Raw genomic sequence first — 16,241 nt, 5'->3', positions numbered from 1 at the left:
GGGTCTGCCAGGACACGCTTAAGCTTGTGGACCCCCATGCGCCGAGGACCGCTGCGACAGCCCCAAAGACATCAGGGACACACCGGCGAAAATCAGGTTCAGGCCGGCAAGAACCCCCAGCAGAACAAGGGACGAGCCATTGACGATACCGGTCAGGATCAGGCCGCCAAGCAGGATGGCCATCGCGCCGGACGCAATCATCAGCGCCATGGGCCGCTCCTGACGCGACCGAATGGCAATTACGATCCGCAACACACCTTCGGCCAGAAAAACCGCGCCAAGCGCAAGGGTCAGTGCCAGAACGCCGCCGAACGGATCAAGCAACAGAACAAGCCCCGCAAGCGCGTTCAGAACACCGATGGCCAACAGCCAGAAGAACCCTTTCCACGCCTTTTCCGCAAATGCCTGAATCGCTGTGACGATGCCTCCGCCCAGCAGGGCCACGCCGACAAAGGCTTCGACAGCGAGCGTGGACATCAGCGGGAAGGCTACGGCGCACAGCCCGACGCAGAGCATGGCGACGCCGAGCACAATCAGCCAGACCGGTCGAGGCTGCCAACCGGCGACCTCTTCCATGAGCGCGGGTTTCGGCACGGTTTCATTAACTGAATCAGTCATGTCGACCTCCAGGATCAGGGTCAGGCGACCGACTTGTCGAGATGATCGCGATAGGCGGCAACGGCGGCGTGCAAGGCTTCCCAATGGTTCTTCGCCTGATCATGCGCGTCCGTCACAGCGTCTTCGCCTTCTTTCTGGATGCGATCGGCAAGGTCAGTGACCTTGTCTTTTGCTTCCTGCAGATCGGATTGCAGCTTTGTCACCTGCTCCTGGGTCCACTTGTCGGTCGCGTCGCCCGCGTCCTTGACCTTCTGTTCGAACGATTTCAGCTCGTCCTCGACACGGGTATAGTCGTCTTTGGCTTTCTGTACGAATTCGGAAAATGTTGTCATGGTTCAGTCCTTTCATGGGTCATATGTTTGCTGGGCTCTTTTGAGCGCCATGGCCCAGACCCTCGCAGATCCACGGCCCGCATCCGAGTGAGTCACGGTTAAACCGCCGGGTTGTCTTGTGACGCGGCCCGTCATCGGACAAAGTTGAGCGACGGAGGGAAACATGCTTGCCGAAGTAAGCTCTGCCATCGATCCAAGCGCTATTCAGGAACAGTTGAAGCGCGTCCTCGTCAGTCCGCATTTCGCGGATACCACGCGCCTGAACCGCTTTCTGTCGCATATTGTCGGCGAAGCGCTAGCGGGTCGGTCCGAGACGCTGAAAGGCTATGCAATCGGCATTGACGTTTTCGACAAGCCCGAGGATTTCGACCCCACCATCGACACGATCGTTCGGGTTCAGGCCAATAAAATGCGCAGCCGGCTGGATCTCTATTACGCTCAGGAAGGGCGCGAGGACCCGGTTCGAATACATATTCCCAAGGGGTCCTACGCCCCGGTTTTTGAGATCGCGTTTGACCCCGAACGCCGGACCGATGCCGAAACGCCCCCGGCGGCAACCGGACGGGTCGCGGTGGCCGTGATGCCCTTTGACAACTTGAGCGGAGACCCGTCGCAGGAATATCTGGCCGATGGGTTTACCGAGGAAATCATCTCGGCCATCGCCCGGTTTCGCGAGGTGAGCGTGCTGTCTCGGCACGTCACCTTTCGCTTTCGCGGGCGCGGCCGCGATCCGCGCGCAGTCGGAAGCGAACTGGATGTGCAGTATCTGGTTGAAGGCAGCGTGCGTCATTGGGGCAATAAGCTTCGCGTGACCGCCCAGCTGATTGACGCGGAAACCGGCCAACAGGTTTCCGCCGACACCTATGACCGCGACCTGAGCGCGGACAGCCTGTTTGAAATTCAGGACGACATCGCCGCCCGGATCGCCACGGAAATCGCGGAACCCCACGGAGTGATCCATCGAACAGGTGCAGTGCAGCGCAGGGCACAGACGCACACGCTGGATGCTTATCAGTGCAGGTTGCTGGCCAGCGAATATTGGCGTGAACCCACGGCCGAAAAACACAAGAAGGTTCGCGACCTGCTGGAGCGCGCGATTGAGATCGATCCCGAATATGCCGGGGCCTGGGGGATGCTTGCGATTGTCTACGGGGACGAAGTGCGCGGCGGTTTCAATTTTCACAAGTCCCCCCCGCCCTTTGATCGCGCGCTGGAGGCCGCACAGCGGTCGGTCGCTCTGGATCCGCTGAATGCAACCGGCCAGCACGCGTTGTTTTTGACCCATTTTCATCGCGGCGAGTTCGAAAGCTTTGAAGACGCGGCTGATAAAGCCTTGCGCGCCAATCCGAACTATCCGGACATGCTGGCCGATCTGGCAGCCTGCTTTGCCCTGCGCGGCGATCTGGAACAGGCCGCGAGACTGAGCGCCCGGGCGATCGAGCTGAGCCCCAACCCGCCCGGCTGGTACCACGCAGGCACGTTCCTGATCTGTTTCATGAAAGGTGATTACAGCGGCGCGCAGTCAGCGGCGCGCAAAGTCGGTGGTGGCATGTGGAATGGTTCTGAAGTGCTTGAGCTTATGTGCATCCCTTACACGGAACCGGACGCCGACCTGGATTCAACCCTGTTGGCCCTGAAGACCAACATTCCCGATGTTGACCGTTTTATCCAGACGCTCTACGCGATCTGGCATGTGCCATCTGACATCTCACAGAAAATGACTGAGGCGCTGCGCGCAACCGGGGCGCTGGACTGAGGTCCGGCCGTCAGGAATTTAACGGTGACTCACTCTGCCCGTTCGACCACTGTGCGTAGGCTGGTCCTGACATCGCAAACAGACCCGGAACCAACCAATGCTAACTCTGCCTCAGCGCCTTGATCTTATGAAACTCGCAACGGACATCGCAAAAACCAAGGCCAGCTGGTCCGAAGAAAAGCCGACCAAACTGGAAGAGGAAATCCTATCCATTTATGAGAGGCTCAGGCCAGGTGTTGAAAGCGGCAGCGCCTTTGAGAACACCAGCATGTCCGATGTAAAAACCGCGGTTGATGTCGCCTCGACCATCGACGAATTTCTCGATTAGCCGGCCCTACTTCACAAACCCAATCCACGCCGACTCTCATCAGGATGTTGTATGTGTGCAATTCCAACAACTATCAAGTGCGATCGCCCCAATCCGAACCTTAAGCATAGTTCTCTTACACGACGGTAGCGGCACGCTTTCCTGTATTCGCTGCGATTGCGAAAGCTAGCACCAAGATCGGATTTGAGATTTTTGACCCACTTGAGGATGCCGTTATAGACAATAGACTGCGAACCTTGCGACCGAGCATCAATTCTGGACGACACAGCACAATGCCCCAGTTGCATCGCATACCAGACCCTTCTCAAAAGTATTTTTATTTTTCTGATGACGAGCAAGCACGGAACCTGAGCCTGAGTTGATCTTGCTGAGCGCGTTTTCGAGAAATTGGACGCGAACACCCGGCGCCCACGCAACGTTGTTGTTGGGAGCTGCAGGTTCCGCTGCACATATCGCCAACACGTCCTTATTCAAACTAATCAGTCTCTGTGACGAAGGTACGTTTCTAGCAGGTGAGAGATTCCATCCGAACATTTGGTGGTAGAAGTTGTCCGGGAATGCGCCGCCGCGAGATAGGTAGTGTTCGTGCGTAAACTGACGAACGGGGACAGGATAGCCGTGACGCGAAACAGATATACCGAAGAACGCGCCAAGCGGATCACGTAAGAGGCAGTTTCGGCCAACCCCCGGAACTTCAAAGGGAGGTTTCACTACTGATCCTTCAAGCTTGACGGCGAGTTTGGCGGCCTGATCTACATCTTCGACTTCAACATAAGGAATCCACCCTTCAAAGAGCACCTGATTTTGAGAAACGACCCCGGCCCCTGCCTCTCCATCGAGAGTTGCGAGGACAAAATCTCGATGGCCGCCGCCCCATGCGAAATCTGTGGCGTGTTCGACAATATAGCTCCAACCTGCCACGCTTTCGTAAAATGACCTGGAAGCTTCCACATCAGGCGTGAAAAGATCGTGCCAGACAACTCGGCCAACTTTTTCTTTTGTCACCGCGACTTCATCCAAACTGTTTCCGTTCGCCATAACTCTCGTTTGCGGTCCAAATATTGATGCAGATCAATTTGCGCGGTTCTGGTCCGTGAAGTCACTCAATTCAGTGGCTCCGTTGGCGGTCAGCCATTCTGCAAATTTACCCATAGCATCCGTTGCGGGGCGACCCGAAGGCTAGGCGAAGCAGTATTTACCAGCGTTAACGGCTTCACTGAAGGGTTGTATCAGGCGGCCGTGTTCGGTGTAGCGTTCGAACAAGGGCACAGATAACAAGGCCGCCCCAGTATCAAAGGTGGCTAACTCGGCAAGGGTCACTGATCTGTCCAGAATTGGTCGCTTTACACGCGGGCAAATCGTTCCAACTGCTTCGAACCAACCTGGCCATCCGGCACCACGAATTACGACGGTACCGCGTCGGCTGCATATTGAGACAGGAATTCCTCTGAGGGTGGGATCTGAGTGATAACATCAATCAGTACCCCGTTTGGATCGCGATATATCGCATGGCGTTGGCCAAACGGCTCGCTCACAAGTGACTTTGCCACCGGAACTCCTTCCGACCGAAGTCGTTCATCCACTTTGTCGACATCCTCGACTTCAAAATTAAGGATCATGCCCGTAGACGCACCGCGGGAAATCTCCGGGATCGTCTCGTGGTCCGACTGGACGATCGCGAGGTTGACCGACGAATCCACTTCACTTTGTAGATGCACATACCAATCCGCCTCGAATGCCGAGCGGAAGCCAAAGTGACGTTTGTAGAACTCTGCCGTCTCAGAAACCGTTTCAGACTGAATGACCGGATAATATTGAGTGACACGCATTTTTGATCTCCCTAACTTACATGCACTTTGTATGTATCATAGATTTGCAAATACATGCAAGATGTATGTAAGGTGCTTGTAGTGATATTCGGAGCCGCTAGATTTGCCCACAGAAAAACCCGCCCGACGCAGCCAGGCAGACCGACGCGCCGAAACGCGTGCCAAACTCGTAGAAGCTGCCCGAGAACTGTTTGTGAATTCGGGATTTGCCGATACTGCAACCCCAGACATCGTGCGTAGGGCCAGCGTAACCCGCGGCGCGCTGTATCATCATTTCAAGGACAAGGCTGACCTTTTCCGCGCCGTCGCAGAAGAGGAGGCCAAAGCAATCTCACACCATATTGACCAGGAAACGCGCAATGTGGCCGATCCCGAACAGGCCATGGTGACAGGATCGAATGCCTTTTTTGATGCGATGTTGGTTCCAGGTCGGGTGCGCCTCCTGATGGAAGAGGCCCCAGCGGTATTAGGGCACAGCACCGCTGTCGCGTTGACCCGGGCCAATGGAACAGAGGAACTTCGTGAAGGGCTTTCGCGGGCTCTTCCTAAGCATTCACCAAAACAGATCGATGCTTTGACTAATTTGTTGTCGGCCGCGTTTGATCGCGCCGCTCTTGAGATCGCCTATGGGGGCGATCCGGAGGTCTACAAGGAGGTTATGAACCATTTGATTGGTGAAGTACTCAAGGGCAACTAGCAGACCTCGGAAGCCCCGCAGTATGGGTCCCTACCCTTTCTTCCGTGAGTTACTCGGCTCAAACCGGACGCCGAGCGTACGCTCCAGTGCTGCATCGCAGCTTCCCGGAAGCAGACATTCACAGATGGTGGCGGATGCCCATTCTCAACAATGACAAAAACCTGCCAAAGCTGCAGAGGTTTTGCCGGGGGTTTTGTCCCAGCTAAGCGGTTGACCCTAAGTAGGGCGGGGCGCAGTGGCCAAAACGACCATTATTGGCACGAAGGTTATGACAGGAGGTTTATGTCCAGTATCAGGACGGGCCGCTCATTACCCTACGACGTTTCTCGATTGGGTGCCTGCGAGTTTCGCCAAAAGATGGTCGGCCACGAGAGAGACATGCGTTTCGCTCTTTTTCAGTCTGTGAACTGAGATCACCACATCGGGCAGTGAGGGAAAACCCTCTCTCCCGTCGATGACCTTGAGGCTGCCGGGGATGGTTGAAGCTTCCATCACCGACACGCTTCCGTTCTCCAGGATGGCCTTCTCCATCAAACCGATACTCCGGGTGGAATAGGCTACGTGCCATGGTCGGTCGATGCGCTTCAAAGCATCCAAAGCAATGTCACGGCAGACACATCCCGCCGGAAACAGGACCAGTGACAGCGCCGTCGCCGGGTCGTCCAGATAGTCTGGCGCGGCGACCCAGTGAAGCGGTTCGTACCGCGCAATCTCACCGGAGACAGAATTTGTCGGATGAGTTGCGACGACGACGTCTAGGGCCTGATCTTCAAGCTGCGGCAGCAGATCGCAGGCATTGTCGCATGTGACCTCCAATTGAAGCCTGGGGTAGTCCTTGCCGATGGCCGAAAGAATGGGTGGTAAAAGATATGTTGCGTAGTCGTCCGGTGCACCGATCTTCACCAGCCCGGTCGCGTCGGGTCGTTGAATATGAGAAAGCGCGGCGTCATTCGCTGCGAGGATGCGGTTGGCATAGACCAGTAGAGCTTCGCCTGCATGCGTGACTGCGACGGACTGACGGCTTCGGTCAAAGAGGCGCTTTCCGACGATCTCTTCAAGCCGTTTGATTTGAAGGCTCACCGCTGACTGGGTACGGCCGACCGCGTTCGCCGCTTGCGTAAAATTGAGATGGGCAGCGACGGCCACAAAGGACCGCAGAAGATCAATTTCGAGATCACGCTTCATGCATCTAAGATAAACAATACTCATTACGTTTAGCAAACCTATTCGTTTCAAAAATCTAAAAAGCTATCCTACCCTGATCTTGGAGGTGACCAAGATGTTGGGAATACTTGCTCAGAGTATGTTCGTAGCAACACGCATGAGACCCTTGGCAACGATGGAACACGTGGGGGACCGGCGCTTCGTCTCGAATGAGAAAGTCGTGGCGGAGTCCTTTGAACAGCGAAAGGAGCGTAGGTCCATGCTACCAACCACCTATCAGCGAAAGCTTGAACAGTTTGGCCGCCTTCACCAGACATCTGGTGCGTTCCTGATGCCGAACGCGTGGGACGCCGGGACAGCTCGCATACTCGAAGGGCTGGGCTTTCCAGCCTTGGCCACGACAAGCGCCGGGTTGGCCTTTTCGATGGGATTACGGGATTCCAGCGGCAGCCTGTCGCGCCAACAGGTTTTGGACAACGCCTGCTCTATCGTTTCAGCCACGTCCCTTCCCGTTTCCGCAGACCTGGAAAACGGTTTCGGCGCGTCGCCTGAAGACTGCGCTCAAACCGTGCGTGAGGCCGAAGCCGCCGGGCTGTGCGGTGGTGCCATCGAGGATGCCACGGGCGATCCAAACAACCCGATATACGATTTCGAGCTCGCGGTTGAACGGATACGTGCGGCCGTTGAGGCGAAAAGAGCGAAAAATTTCCTGATCACCGCCAGGGCGGAAAACTTCATCTATGGTCGCCCTGATCTTGGCGATACGATCCGACGTCTGAAAGCCTTCGAGCAAGCAGGAGCCGATGTGGTCTATGCGCCGGGCCTCCCGGACGTCGATTGTGTGCGCAAGCTGTGCGAAGCGGTCTCGGTGCCAGTCAATGTCGTGGTGGGGCTTTCCGCCACGACTTACTCCGTAGACGACCTTTCAAAGGCTGGCGTGCGGCGCATCAGCACCGGCGGGTCTCTGGCACGCGCCGCGCTCGGAGAGATGATCCGCGCCGCGACCGAGCTAAAGGAGCGCGGGACCTACACCTATGCTGACAAAGCGATATCGGATGCTGACGCCGCCAATCAAATGAGAACTGTTCAGCGGGCGACAAGCTGAAGCCGCTCAAAACCAATTGCCTTGGATAGCGGACGCGACGCGCCGACGAACGAGCAGACAGGTCCTTCTATGGGACTGTTGCGTTAATCGCCCAATCTGGCCAAGTTCGATCTTTTGAGGTCGATCATGCGCCGGAAATCACCATTCAAGCATCACCGTTTTCCAAGCGAAATCATCCTTTGCGCGGTGCGGTGGTATCTGCGCTACCCGCTATCCTATCAGGATGTCGTTGATTTGCTCGCAGAGCGCGGGATCACCATTGATCGGTCGACCGTGTATCGCTGGGTTCAGAAGTTTGGTCCGGAGATTACCAAACGGGCCGAGAAACACTTGCGCCGGGCCAGCGTGGACTGGCATGTCGATGAAACTCTGAGTAATTGACCAGCAGCTCTCTTGGCCGGTGCATGATGGCATCGGAACAAAGACAGGAGAGTAAAATGGAACAGTGTTTTGTCGGATTGGATGTTTCGAAAGCTGAGACGTCTATTTGTTTATGCGACGAGAACGGTGATCCGGTGTTTGCTGCGAAGAAAGTCACCGAACCGGATGTCATTTTCCAAGTGCTGCGCAAACACCTTGGTTCCCTCAAATGCGTCGTCCTCGAAACCGGTCGAATGGCGAACTGGCTCTATACTGAGCTCTCGGATCGGGGATTGCCGATGGTTTGCATCGACGCCCGTCAGGCTCATGCTGTTCTCAGCCAGATGCACAACAAGACTGATGCCAATGATGCCGCCATGTTAGCAGAGCTGGCGCGCACGGGGTTCTATCGGAAGGTAGAGGTTAAGAGCCGGCTCGCCCAGGAGCGGCGGGCATTGCTGAAAGCTCGGGAAGTGGCGTTGAAATCCCGCGTGAATGTGGAAAACACAATCCGCGGTCTTTTGGCCAGTTTCGGACTGCGGTTGCCAAAACATCTGAACACCTATGAAGAGCGTGTCCACGCGATCCTGAAGGAACGGCCCGTCTTGTCGAGGGTTATCCTGCCCTTGCCGGACTTGCGCACAACCGCCCTGCGGCAAGCGGCTGCGCTGAGTAAAGAAATGGCGCGCCATGCGAAAGACGATGAGGCCTGCCAACGATTGATGACGATCCCCGGCGTTGGCCCCGTGAGTGCCGTGACCTATGTGGCGACCATCGACAATCCGCGTCGGTTTTCGAAATCCAGATCGGTCGGAGCCTATCTAGGACTGACTTCCCGGCGTTACCAATCGGGGGACATCGATTATGGGGGGCGAATATCGAAACGGGGCGATCCCATGCTGCGCTCTACACTCTATGAAGCGGCCAGTAGTTTGCTGAACCGCGTGAAGCCGGGCAAGGGATCTGAGTTACAGAGATGGGCTCGGGCTCTCAAAGCCCGAACCAGTCACAAGAAAGCGGTTGTCGCGCTGGCTCGAAAACTTGCGGTCCAGATGCATGCCATCTGGACAAGCGGATCAACCTTTCAATTGAAGGAGGGATAATCAAGATATCAGCGGACTAACAGAACACGAGTTGCCGTACCGACCAACACGGCAGGCTGTCGACTGAACCCGCGAGATCTACATGCGGCCCTTTTAACCAGACCGCGCATGAGACCTTTGGGGGTTGATGCCTTGAACGCCGAGATGGAGCTCCAACAGGATGACTTCGGAAAGAACCTTGCAGGTGGTCGATACTGGAATAAAGTCACCGAGAGCTGCTGCTCAATTAAAGAACCTATGTCCGCGTCGGCGGCAAGTGGCGCTACCTCTGGCGTGCCATCGACGCAAACGGGCAAATGATCGACTTCCGTCTGACCGCACGGCGGGATGCGAAGGCGGCAAAGGCCTTTCTGAACAAGGCGATTGAGCGGGTGCGCCTGCATCGGCCGGTCGTCATTGTGACAGACAAAGCCCCGACCTACGCCCGGGTCATTCGCGAGATCAACCATCGCTACGATCCGCATTTCGACAGCATCCGGCACATCGACAGAAAGTGGCGCAACAATCTGGTCGAGAGCGATCATGCGGCCATGAAACGCCTCCTTGGCTATCGTCAGAGCTTTCGATCCTTGCGATCGGCCAAGGCAACCCTGAGCGGGAACGAGACGATTCGGACCATAAAACGCGGCCACGTCCATCACAAACAAGCAGGGGTCATAGGCGAGATCCAGTTCATCAGCCAACTTTTCGCGGCCGCGTGATAAACTACCCTTGCGCAGCTTAAACCGAGCTAAGCAGATTAACGCAACAGTCCCGTCTTGAGTAACATGATCTGGTTCCTTCACGGGCTATTCGAAGACGATGCTGGTTAGCCGAGCATCGAAGAATGGATAGATGTCGCCTCCGGCCATCCTTGAGATAACAAAAGCATGCGGGATCATGACGCCGCCGACGTTGCGGTAGTCGGATCGGGTCACATGTTCACCTGATCCGTGATACGACGTGGTCAGATCGCCATCTTCTTCGGCGACCATGTGCGTGATCTCGCCAGTCTGGCCGAAGTTCACGATCATCGAGGATTGCATTCCATCCGCTGCGACGATGGCACGGGCGGTTTGGCCGTCAATCGCTTCCCATGTCACCGGCCCACCTGGCAGGAGCCCATGCGGAAAAAGCGCGCTTTCCAACAACCAGCGGCGCAGCGAGATGACATTCAACTCAGGTGTTTCGCGTTCGTCCACCACCGTCAATGTGGACAGCACCTTGGCCTTCATCTCCATCTCGCCATTCGCAAAGAAGTCGTAGGCGCGCGCCCAGACGCCGGGGATGACGGGCGTTGTGGCCGAGAACATGAGCGCCGGTGTGTTTGTCGCGATCACCTGTTCGGATGTTGTGAAATTGAAGCCGTCAGTCTGTGGGCGACGGAACTGACCCTCTGACGTCAAGCGCACCAGTCGTGTTTCTGGAATGCCGCCAGGAAAGACGAACCTGAAATAGCGTTGCACCGGTTCAGGCAGGTTCGAGATGGCTGCCTGAGTGGCCGCTGGAGACGGTGCGCTGAGCGCGATGTCCTCCACCTGCTCCTGAAACTGGCGAATGTCACGCTCGGTCAGGAAAGTACCGATACCGATAGTTGCTGCGATGCCGATGAGAGCGACAAGCCCCCCTCCGCCGATCCATTTCAAGATGCTCATTTGCGACTCCTTTCCTCGAGAAGCAAAATAACCGTAAACACATGTACGGCTGTCGACGGGATCCGTAAACTTGTGTACGGTGCGAGTCAACAGAAATCTGGAGACCACGATGGGTGAAGATCAAACGACGCGACGGGCCGAAATCGAAGCCGCCGCATTCAAGGTGCTCGAGCGGGTTGGCTACAAGAAGGCCAGCATGTTGCAGATCGCCAAGGAAGCGAAAGCATCGAACGAGACTCTCTATGCTTGGTACGGCAACAAGCAGTCCCTGTTTCAGAGCCTCATCGTGGCCAACGCTGGGGCAGTTGAGGAAGCTCTAGAGAGTACACTCACTGGCGGCAGTGACGATCTCTTCGAACTGGGAAAGCTGGTTCTCGGTTTCACAGCTACGGAGAAGGCGATCATTGTCAACAGGGCGGCTGTTGCAGATGTGCAAGAAACAGGACTTCTGTCTCAGGCAATCGAAACACATGCCCGCCAAGCGATGCTTCGTTGTGTCAAGGCACACTTGGCGGACCTGGAGGCGTCAGGGAAGTATATATTTGATCATGGTGTTGAAGCGGCGACCGAAATGTATGTCAGTCTCCTCATCGGTGAGTTGCAAATGCAGCAATGTCTTGGCTCGGTCCCAGCATTGTCTCAAGACGAGATTGAAGCACGATCGCGGCGAGCCGTCAGTCTTTTTGGCAGGCTCTACGAGAGATTACCGGCGCATTAGTCGCCTGACCAACTCGGAGTTATCTACGCAGAGCTGACATTCATGCGCCACGCAGCATCGGTCAGTATGGGCTCACTGCCGCCGTAAGATCGACTGCAGCATCTTCGGACTAGGCCAAGATTACAACGATGAGGACGGCCCAAAGCTGCCCTTCACCGACGTTCCTAGATGCTGCGGTCGCAGTCCGCATTTCCGACATTCGCTGCACCAGCTCGATTTCGGTAGTGACGGAGGTCTGGAGCGCGGACAAAGTGTGAGTTCGCTCTTCTTTAGCGAACGTGTAAAATTAGGTACTTGCAGTCATTTGACTGGTTACAGTTGAACACCGTCATAAAGCCTTAGCAATCCATGGTTTCATGCCTTGATGCAGGCCGCCATCTCTCTCATGTGGCGCATGTCCGAACCGCAACAGCCGCCTACAACAGAGATATCCGGGAAACTGCGTACGAGGCGCGCAACCTCGGCACCGAGTTCTTTCGGATTTCCGTCGTCCAACTCGGTCGCATTGTCGAGTTCAGCGTGGCTGCACCGCGAGGCATTCACCGCCATTCCTTTCAGCCGCGGGTGCCCTGTCAAAACATGGCTGAAGTGATCGGGATGCGCGCAGTTGACCATGAAATAGGCCGCAGCCCCATCGGTGAGTGCGTCGACGCGATCAATCGCCTCTTCCAAACCAGTTCCGTTGTCCAGGCAGCCATCGGTTTCCACAACGAATGAGACCGCAATCGGCACCCCGCAATCCTTGGCTGCCAGTACAGCACCTGCGGCTTCTTCTACTTGATTGAAAGTGTACGCATTAACCAAATCGATTCCGGCGTCAGCCACTGCGCCTATCTGAATAGCATGATAGGCGCGCGCGTCCGCGACCGTCAGGGGCGGAAGTTTGGCATAGGCATCACGGGAGGGACCGATGCAGAGCGCCACCAGAACATCATCGCGCATTGCCTCGTCTCGCAAGTTGCACATAAGGGCCACTGCTTTCTGGTTCAAAGCTGCCAAGCGGTCAGCTCCATAGCCAAGCGGTGCCGCACGGTCGCGGTTTGCCATCCACGTGAGTGTATCGATTATGCAACCCAGATCGGCCTTGGCGGCCACCTTCATCAGATCGCGCATTTGGTCGACAACAATCGGCTGGGCGTTGGCATCCTCAACCAAGGGGAATGACGCAAACCCAGGCAGTTCAACCCTGCGATTGAAAATCAGGTCCGTTCCGGTCGCGGCGAAAATAAGAAATTTCTGATCCGTTTCGTGAGGCAAGAAACGTTTCATCTATGACCACTCCCTTTTTCCAGTTTCAGTTTAATTTTACAGATCGAGGCGGGAGAGCACAAATCCTCGACTTTCAGGCAGCCTCCTTCCACGACTACAATAGGATGGGGTTCCGGAAATGACCATGTTGTCAGACCAAAGGATGACGGCAATTGATATGTCTCGGACATTGGCGCTCTTCGCAGCATCGGTCAGAGTGGGCTCAGCCCCGACCTCGGATGCGACGCAGCATCCCGTGATATGGAGGCATCGTCAACGTCAGGTTGTCGTTGTGGGAGGGCATGGCGGATCGGAGGATCAGTCATGGAAACACCAAACTTACCGGCCATTCGTGCGCTTCGCCCGGCTTGGAACAAAGGGCGCATCGTTGGGCAAAAACGGCCACTGAAACCAAAACACGTCTGGGCAATCCGTGTTCGACTTGAACTCGCCGAGAACCATCGGGACCTGGCGCTGTTCAATATGGCAATCGACAGCAAACTGCGTGGCTGCGATCTCGTGAAGATGAAAGTCGTCGACGTGATGGCGTCCGGCCAGATCAAGGAACGAGCTTCGGTGTTGCAAAGCAAAACGCAGAAGCCGGTTCGTTTTGAAATCTCCGAAGGCACACGCGCCTCGGTTGAAAAGTGGATGGAAGATGAGCTCATGGTCGGCTCGGAGTACCTATGGCCGGGTCGTTTCCATGAACGCTTGCACATCTCGACACGCCAGTACGCCCGGATCGTCCGGGATTGGGTCACGTCGATCGGTCTGGAGGCCAGTGCATACGGAACGCATTCGATGCGGAGGACAAAAGTCACACAGATCTACAAGAAGACCGGCAACCTGCGGGCGGTCCAGCTGCTACTTGGGCACACCAAGATGGACAGCACCGTCCGGTATCTCGGTGTTGAGCTGGAAGATGCGCTTGCGATCGCAGAGGCCATTGAAATCTAACAACTTGGGCCGTCTTCGCGGACGGCCCATACCAGTCACTCAACCATGGTCTAGAATGCTGCAGACGCAGCCCGCTTAGCGGTTGTTCGCTGCACTTGCAAAATTGGAGACTGAGTGGACTCACACATCGCGGACTGAGCCGCCGTTACGGTTGTCGTTTTGAATGTCGGCTATTGTTGAACGTCAGAGATGTTTGATTTCTCTGTCACAACATTAACCCAACACAGTCCCGGTCGAACTCTTCCGTCACGTCTTCAACCTTAGGGAAAACACTAGATGCGGCGGAGTGAGATTATAATTCGCCGGGCGCGAGATCATCGGCGTTTTCGGCTCAGATTGTCTGAGACCATAATTTTGTTGACTCACAATGCTTGCGACTGGGCTCAGTAAAATTACGAAATAATTCGCTCTTTAGTGATACCAAGGTGCTTTTCTAAGAACTCAAAACCGTTTGGTGTGACACTGACGGAACGGTCATCCGGCGAACGCTCAATCGCTGAGATGTTTTCCAGAGATTTGGCCAATGCTGCACCAAAAGACCCCGCCACATGCGGGACACGCTCGCTCCAATCGATGCACTTTGGGCAGGTTTGGCGTCTTTTTCTTTTGATGTCTGAGATGTCTATTTCAAGTGTTTCAAGAAGCGGGTGATTGGTGAGGCCAAGTTCAAAAGCCTCCGCCCCCTCTCGCAAGATTTCGTGGTCCAACATTACATGCGTTAGCGCAACGCCCAATGCACCGGCCAGATGATCATAGCAGAATCGCGCGCTACGAAGTTCTAACGACACCTGGGGAGCGGCGCGTAAGCCAAGCTGGAGCTTGCTAGACAAGGCTTCGATTGCGTGCGCGAGTTCTGGTTCAGCAAGCTCGTAGTATCGGTGACGGCCGCAGTGTTGGGCTTTGATCATTCCTAGATCTTCCAGAATTGACAGGTGACTACTGGCAGTCTGGTTCGAAACTTTCGCTCTATAGGCGAGTTCGCTCGCAGGCAGCGCCTTTCCGCCGATCAACGCTAACAGAATTGAAGCACGACTCTTGTGACCAATAGCCCGTCCGAATTCGTCAATATTCATTGTTGTTTTCTTTCAATAGGTTAATCGCAATTGTCTTGGAAAATCGTCGCATCGACGTTTCGACAATCATCGTATCAAAAGAAATTGCAATGTCGATGGGTCGAGTGCTGACTGGCAGCGTATCGTGAATCAATCTCTGGATGTAGAAATGACTATACTGACGCAAGAAGCTCTCTTGCGCCTGCCAGACGAGGTGTCTCCAGTTGACGCTTCTTTCCACGGAAAAGTTTTCCTTGGGCAGTGCAGCGCAAAGGGTGTGATGGTAAGAGCTGGTGCGTATTTCGATATCGGTGACGTTATCGACACATGTCCGACCTATCAGCTGCCGGACAGTGACCGGTTTGAGGCACGTATCTTGGATCTGTACAAGTTCGTGTTCTTCAATCCGCGGTCTTACTCGCGCCAGCAAAAATCTGCGCCGGGATATTTGGCATTTGGACCTGTGTCACTTTGTAATCACTCTGATCAGCCGAATGCAGAGGTGGTTTGGGTGTCTGGATCTTCCATTGAATATCTACACTTGGTCGCTTTGGAGCCCATCAAAAAGGGCGAGGAAATCACGATGCGCTACGCGAACCTGGACGAGTACCAGGGTGCGGAATTTTGGCAATCTTAACTTAAGGACTCTGAAATGCTTAAGAAACCCCGGATCATCCACCATGAGGCCGTATTTGACGAAAAGTTCTACTGGGACAGAGTAAACCGCAACGGTTGCTTTCTTGGTGTTGATGAAGCGGAGCAGCGGTTATCGCAAGAAAAATTGCGCGACTCGGTCGTCGGGATCGCGGGCTGCGGCGGCATCGGAGGATTACTCGCCATGACTCTGGCACGGCTGGGTGTAGGTCACATTAAGTTGGCCGATCCAGACAGTTTTGAGGCTTCAAATATTAACCGGCAACTTGGTGCCGGAGAGAAAACGCTGGGCCGGAACAAAGCCATCGTTGTTGGGGAAGTTGTCCGAGAGATGGTGAGTGATGTGACGGTGGAAGTATTTCCCGAGGGCATCCAGACCCACACGGCTGAAGAGTTCGTCAATGGCTGTGATCTGGTATTCGATCAAACAGACGTTTACCTGATCGAAGAGCGCTACGCCCTACACGATGCCTTCCAAAAGCACGAGCGCACTAAGTGCATTCTCGCCTCGTGCGTCTGGGGTTGGGGGGCGAACATCTACAAATTCGAGCGTGGCGGAACAACACTCAAGGATTTGTTCCAGATCCCAGAGGGTAAGAAGCTCGACAGGGATGACGTCGAGAAGCTGATCGTCATGCAACTCAATTACCTGCCCAGGTTTCCCAGCCTTGAAGGCATCTACGAAT

At 55.3% G+C, this 16,241-nt stretch carries 17 protein-coding genes and 2 pseudogenes; 11 read left to right on the top strand and 8 right to left on the bottom strand.

Annotated elements, in window-relative coordinates:
* Positions 1-18: 18 nt before the first annotated feature.
* Together AC2FND_RS06845 and AC2FND_RS06840 are read right to left on the bottom strand one after the other, a co-directional pair.
* Positions 19-618: an HdeD family acid-resistance protein gene (locus AC2FND_RS06845; protein ID WP_170451070.1), complete on the bottom strand. Its 600-nt coding sequence runs from the start codon at positions 616-618 to the stop codon at positions 19-21.
* A 20-nt stretch (positions 619-638) separates the two neighbouring features.
* Entirely contained in the window at positions 639-950 is a 312-nt protein-coding gene (locus AC2FND_RS06840; protein WP_170451072.1) for a hypothetical protein, read from the bottom strand.
* Between the two features lie 163 nt (positions 951-1,113).
* Between AC2FND_RS06840 and AC2FND_RS06835 the strand changes: the two genes are divergently transcribed.
* Both AC2FND_RS06835 and AC2FND_RS06830 read left to right on the top strand, forming a co-directional pair.
* On the top strand, positions 1,114-2,706 hold the full coding sequence (locus AC2FND_RS06835; RefSeq protein ID WP_496768739.1) for a tetratricopeptide repeat protein: 1,593 nt from the start codon (positions 1,114-1,116) through the stop codon (positions 2,704-2,706).
* Between the two features lie 97 nt (positions 2,707-2,803).
* Positions 2,804-3,034, top strand: coding sequence for a hypothetical protein (locus AC2FND_RS06830; RefSeq protein WP_480489035.1), 231 nt, complete (start codon positions 2,804-2,806; stop codon positions 3,032-3,034).
* Between the two features lie 249 nt (positions 3,035-3,283).
* On the opposite strand, the gene AC2FND_RS06825 is transcribed toward AC2FND_RS06830, so the two are convergent.
* On the bottom strand, positions 3,284-4,072 hold the full coding sequence (locus AC2FND_RS06825) for a VOC family protein (protein WP_496768736.1): 789 nt from the start codon (positions 4,070-4,072) through the stop codon (positions 3,284-3,286).
* 365 nt (positions 4,073-4,437) lie between these two features.
* On the bottom strand, positions 4,438-4,863 hold the full coding sequence (locus AC2FND_RS06820; protein WP_170565567.1) for a VOC family protein: 426 nt from the start codon (positions 4,861-4,863) through the stop codon (positions 4,438-4,440).
* A gap of 103 nt (positions 4,864-4,966) precedes the next feature.
* On the opposite strand from AC2FND_RS06820, the gene AC2FND_RS06815 reads away from it, so the two are divergent.
* Positions 4,967-5,560: a TetR/AcrR family transcriptional regulator gene (locus tag AC2FND_RS06815; RefSeq protein ID WP_170733120.1), complete on the top strand. Its 594-nt coding sequence runs from the start codon at positions 4,967-4,969 to the stop codon at positions 5,558-5,560.
* A 309-nt stretch (positions 5,561-5,869) separates the two neighbouring features.
* On the opposite strand, the gene AC2FND_RS06810 is transcribed toward AC2FND_RS06815, so the two are convergent.
* On the bottom strand, positions 5,870-6,745 hold the full coding sequence (locus AC2FND_RS06810) for a LysR substrate-binding domain-containing protein (protein WP_496768733.1): 876 nt from the start codon (positions 6,743-6,745) through the stop codon (positions 5,870-5,872).
* A 238-nt stretch (positions 6,746-6,983) separates the two neighbouring features.
* On the opposite strand from AC2FND_RS06810, the gene AC2FND_RS06805 reads away from it, so the two are divergent.
* The 4 genes and pseudogenes from AC2FND_RS06805 to AC2FND_RS06790 all read left to right on the top strand — a co-directional run.
* Positions 6,984-7,829: an isocitrate lyase/PEP mutase family protein gene (locus AC2FND_RS06805; protein ID WP_496768731.1), complete on the top strand. Its 846-nt coding sequence runs from the start codon at positions 6,984-6,986 to the stop codon at positions 7,827-7,829.
* A gap of 126 nt (positions 7,830-7,955) precedes the next feature.
* Positions 7,956-8,198, top strand: a pseudogene (locus AC2FND_RS06800) (IS6 family transposase); the annotation flags it as partial.
* Between the two features lie 68 nt (positions 8,199-8,266).
* Positions 8,267-9,292 carry an IS110 family RNA-guided transposase gene (locus tag AC2FND_RS06795; RefSeq protein ID WP_496768729.1) on the top strand — a complete coding sequence of 342 codons (1,026 nt, stop codon included), beginning with the start codon at positions 8,267-8,269 and terminating at the stop codon, positions 9,290-9,292.
* Positions 9,293-9,525: 233 nt separating this feature from the next.
* Positions 9,526-9,993, top strand: a pseudogene (locus AC2FND_RS06790) (DDE-type integrase/transposase/recombinase); the annotation flags it as partial.
* Positions 9,994-10,080: 87 nt separating this feature from the next.
* Here AC2FND_RS06790 and AC2FND_RS06785 read toward each other — a convergent pair.
* Positions 10,081-10,926: a DUF6920 family protein gene (locus AC2FND_RS06785; RefSeq protein ID WP_496768727.1), complete on the bottom strand. Its 846-nt coding sequence runs from the start codon at positions 10,924-10,926 to the stop codon at positions 10,081-10,083.
* Positions 10,927-11,035: 109 nt separating this feature from the next.
* Here AC2FND_RS06785 and AC2FND_RS06780 point away from each other — a divergent pair, with 109 nt between their 5' ends.
* Positions 11,036-11,644 carry a TetR/AcrR family transcriptional regulator gene (locus tag AC2FND_RS06780; RefSeq protein ID WP_496768725.1) on the top strand — a complete coding sequence of 203 codons (609 nt, stop codon included), beginning with the start codon at positions 11,036-11,038 and terminating at the stop codon, positions 11,642-11,644.
* A 354-nt stretch (positions 11,645-11,998) separates the two neighbouring features.
* Here the strand turns inward: AC2FND_RS06780 and AC2FND_RS06775 are convergent, their stop codons facing one another.
* Positions 11,999-12,913, bottom strand: a complete 915-nt coding sequence (locus tag AC2FND_RS06775) for a homocysteine S-methyltransferase family protein (RefSeq protein ID WP_480600899.1) — start codon at positions 12,911-12,913, stop codon at positions 11,999-12,001.
* Positions 12,914-13,216: 303 nt separating this feature from the next.
* On the opposite strand from AC2FND_RS06775, the gene AC2FND_RS06770 reads away from it, so the two are divergent.
* Positions 13,217-13,849 carry a tyrosine-type recombinase/integrase gene (locus AC2FND_RS06770; protein WP_093037018.1) on the top strand — a complete coding sequence of 211 codons (633 nt, stop codon included), beginning with the start codon at positions 13,217-13,219 and terminating at the stop codon, positions 13,847-13,849.
* Positions 13,850-14,241: 392 nt separating this feature from the next.
* Here AC2FND_RS06770 and AC2FND_RS06765 read toward each other — a convergent pair whose 3' ends face one another.
* Complete coding sequence (locus AC2FND_RS06765; protein ID WP_496768722.1) at positions 14,242-14,922, bottom strand: ArsR/SmtB family transcription factor; 681 nt, start codon at positions 14,920-14,922, stop codon at positions 14,242-14,244.
* Between the two features lie 148 nt (positions 14,923-15,070).
* On the opposite strand from AC2FND_RS06765, the gene AC2FND_RS06760 reads away from it, so the two are divergent.
* Positions 15,071-15,538 (top strand): SET domain-containing protein-lysine N-methyltransferase, encoded by a 468-nt coding sequence (locus AC2FND_RS06760; RefSeq protein ID WP_496768720.1) that lies wholly within the window; start codon positions 15,071-15,073, stop codon positions 15,536-15,538.
* Positions 15,539-15,553: 15 nt separating this feature from the next.
* On the top strand, positions 15,554-16,241 hold a 688-nt coding region (locus tag AC2FND_RS06755), incomplete at its 3' end, for a HesA/MoeB/ThiF family protein (RefSeq protein WP_496768718.1).

Source organism: Ruegeria sp. BHSB056, from assembly GCF_059613305.1.
Note: the sequence above shows the minus strand (reverse complement) of the source record. Positions and strands in the feature narration are given on the sequence as shown.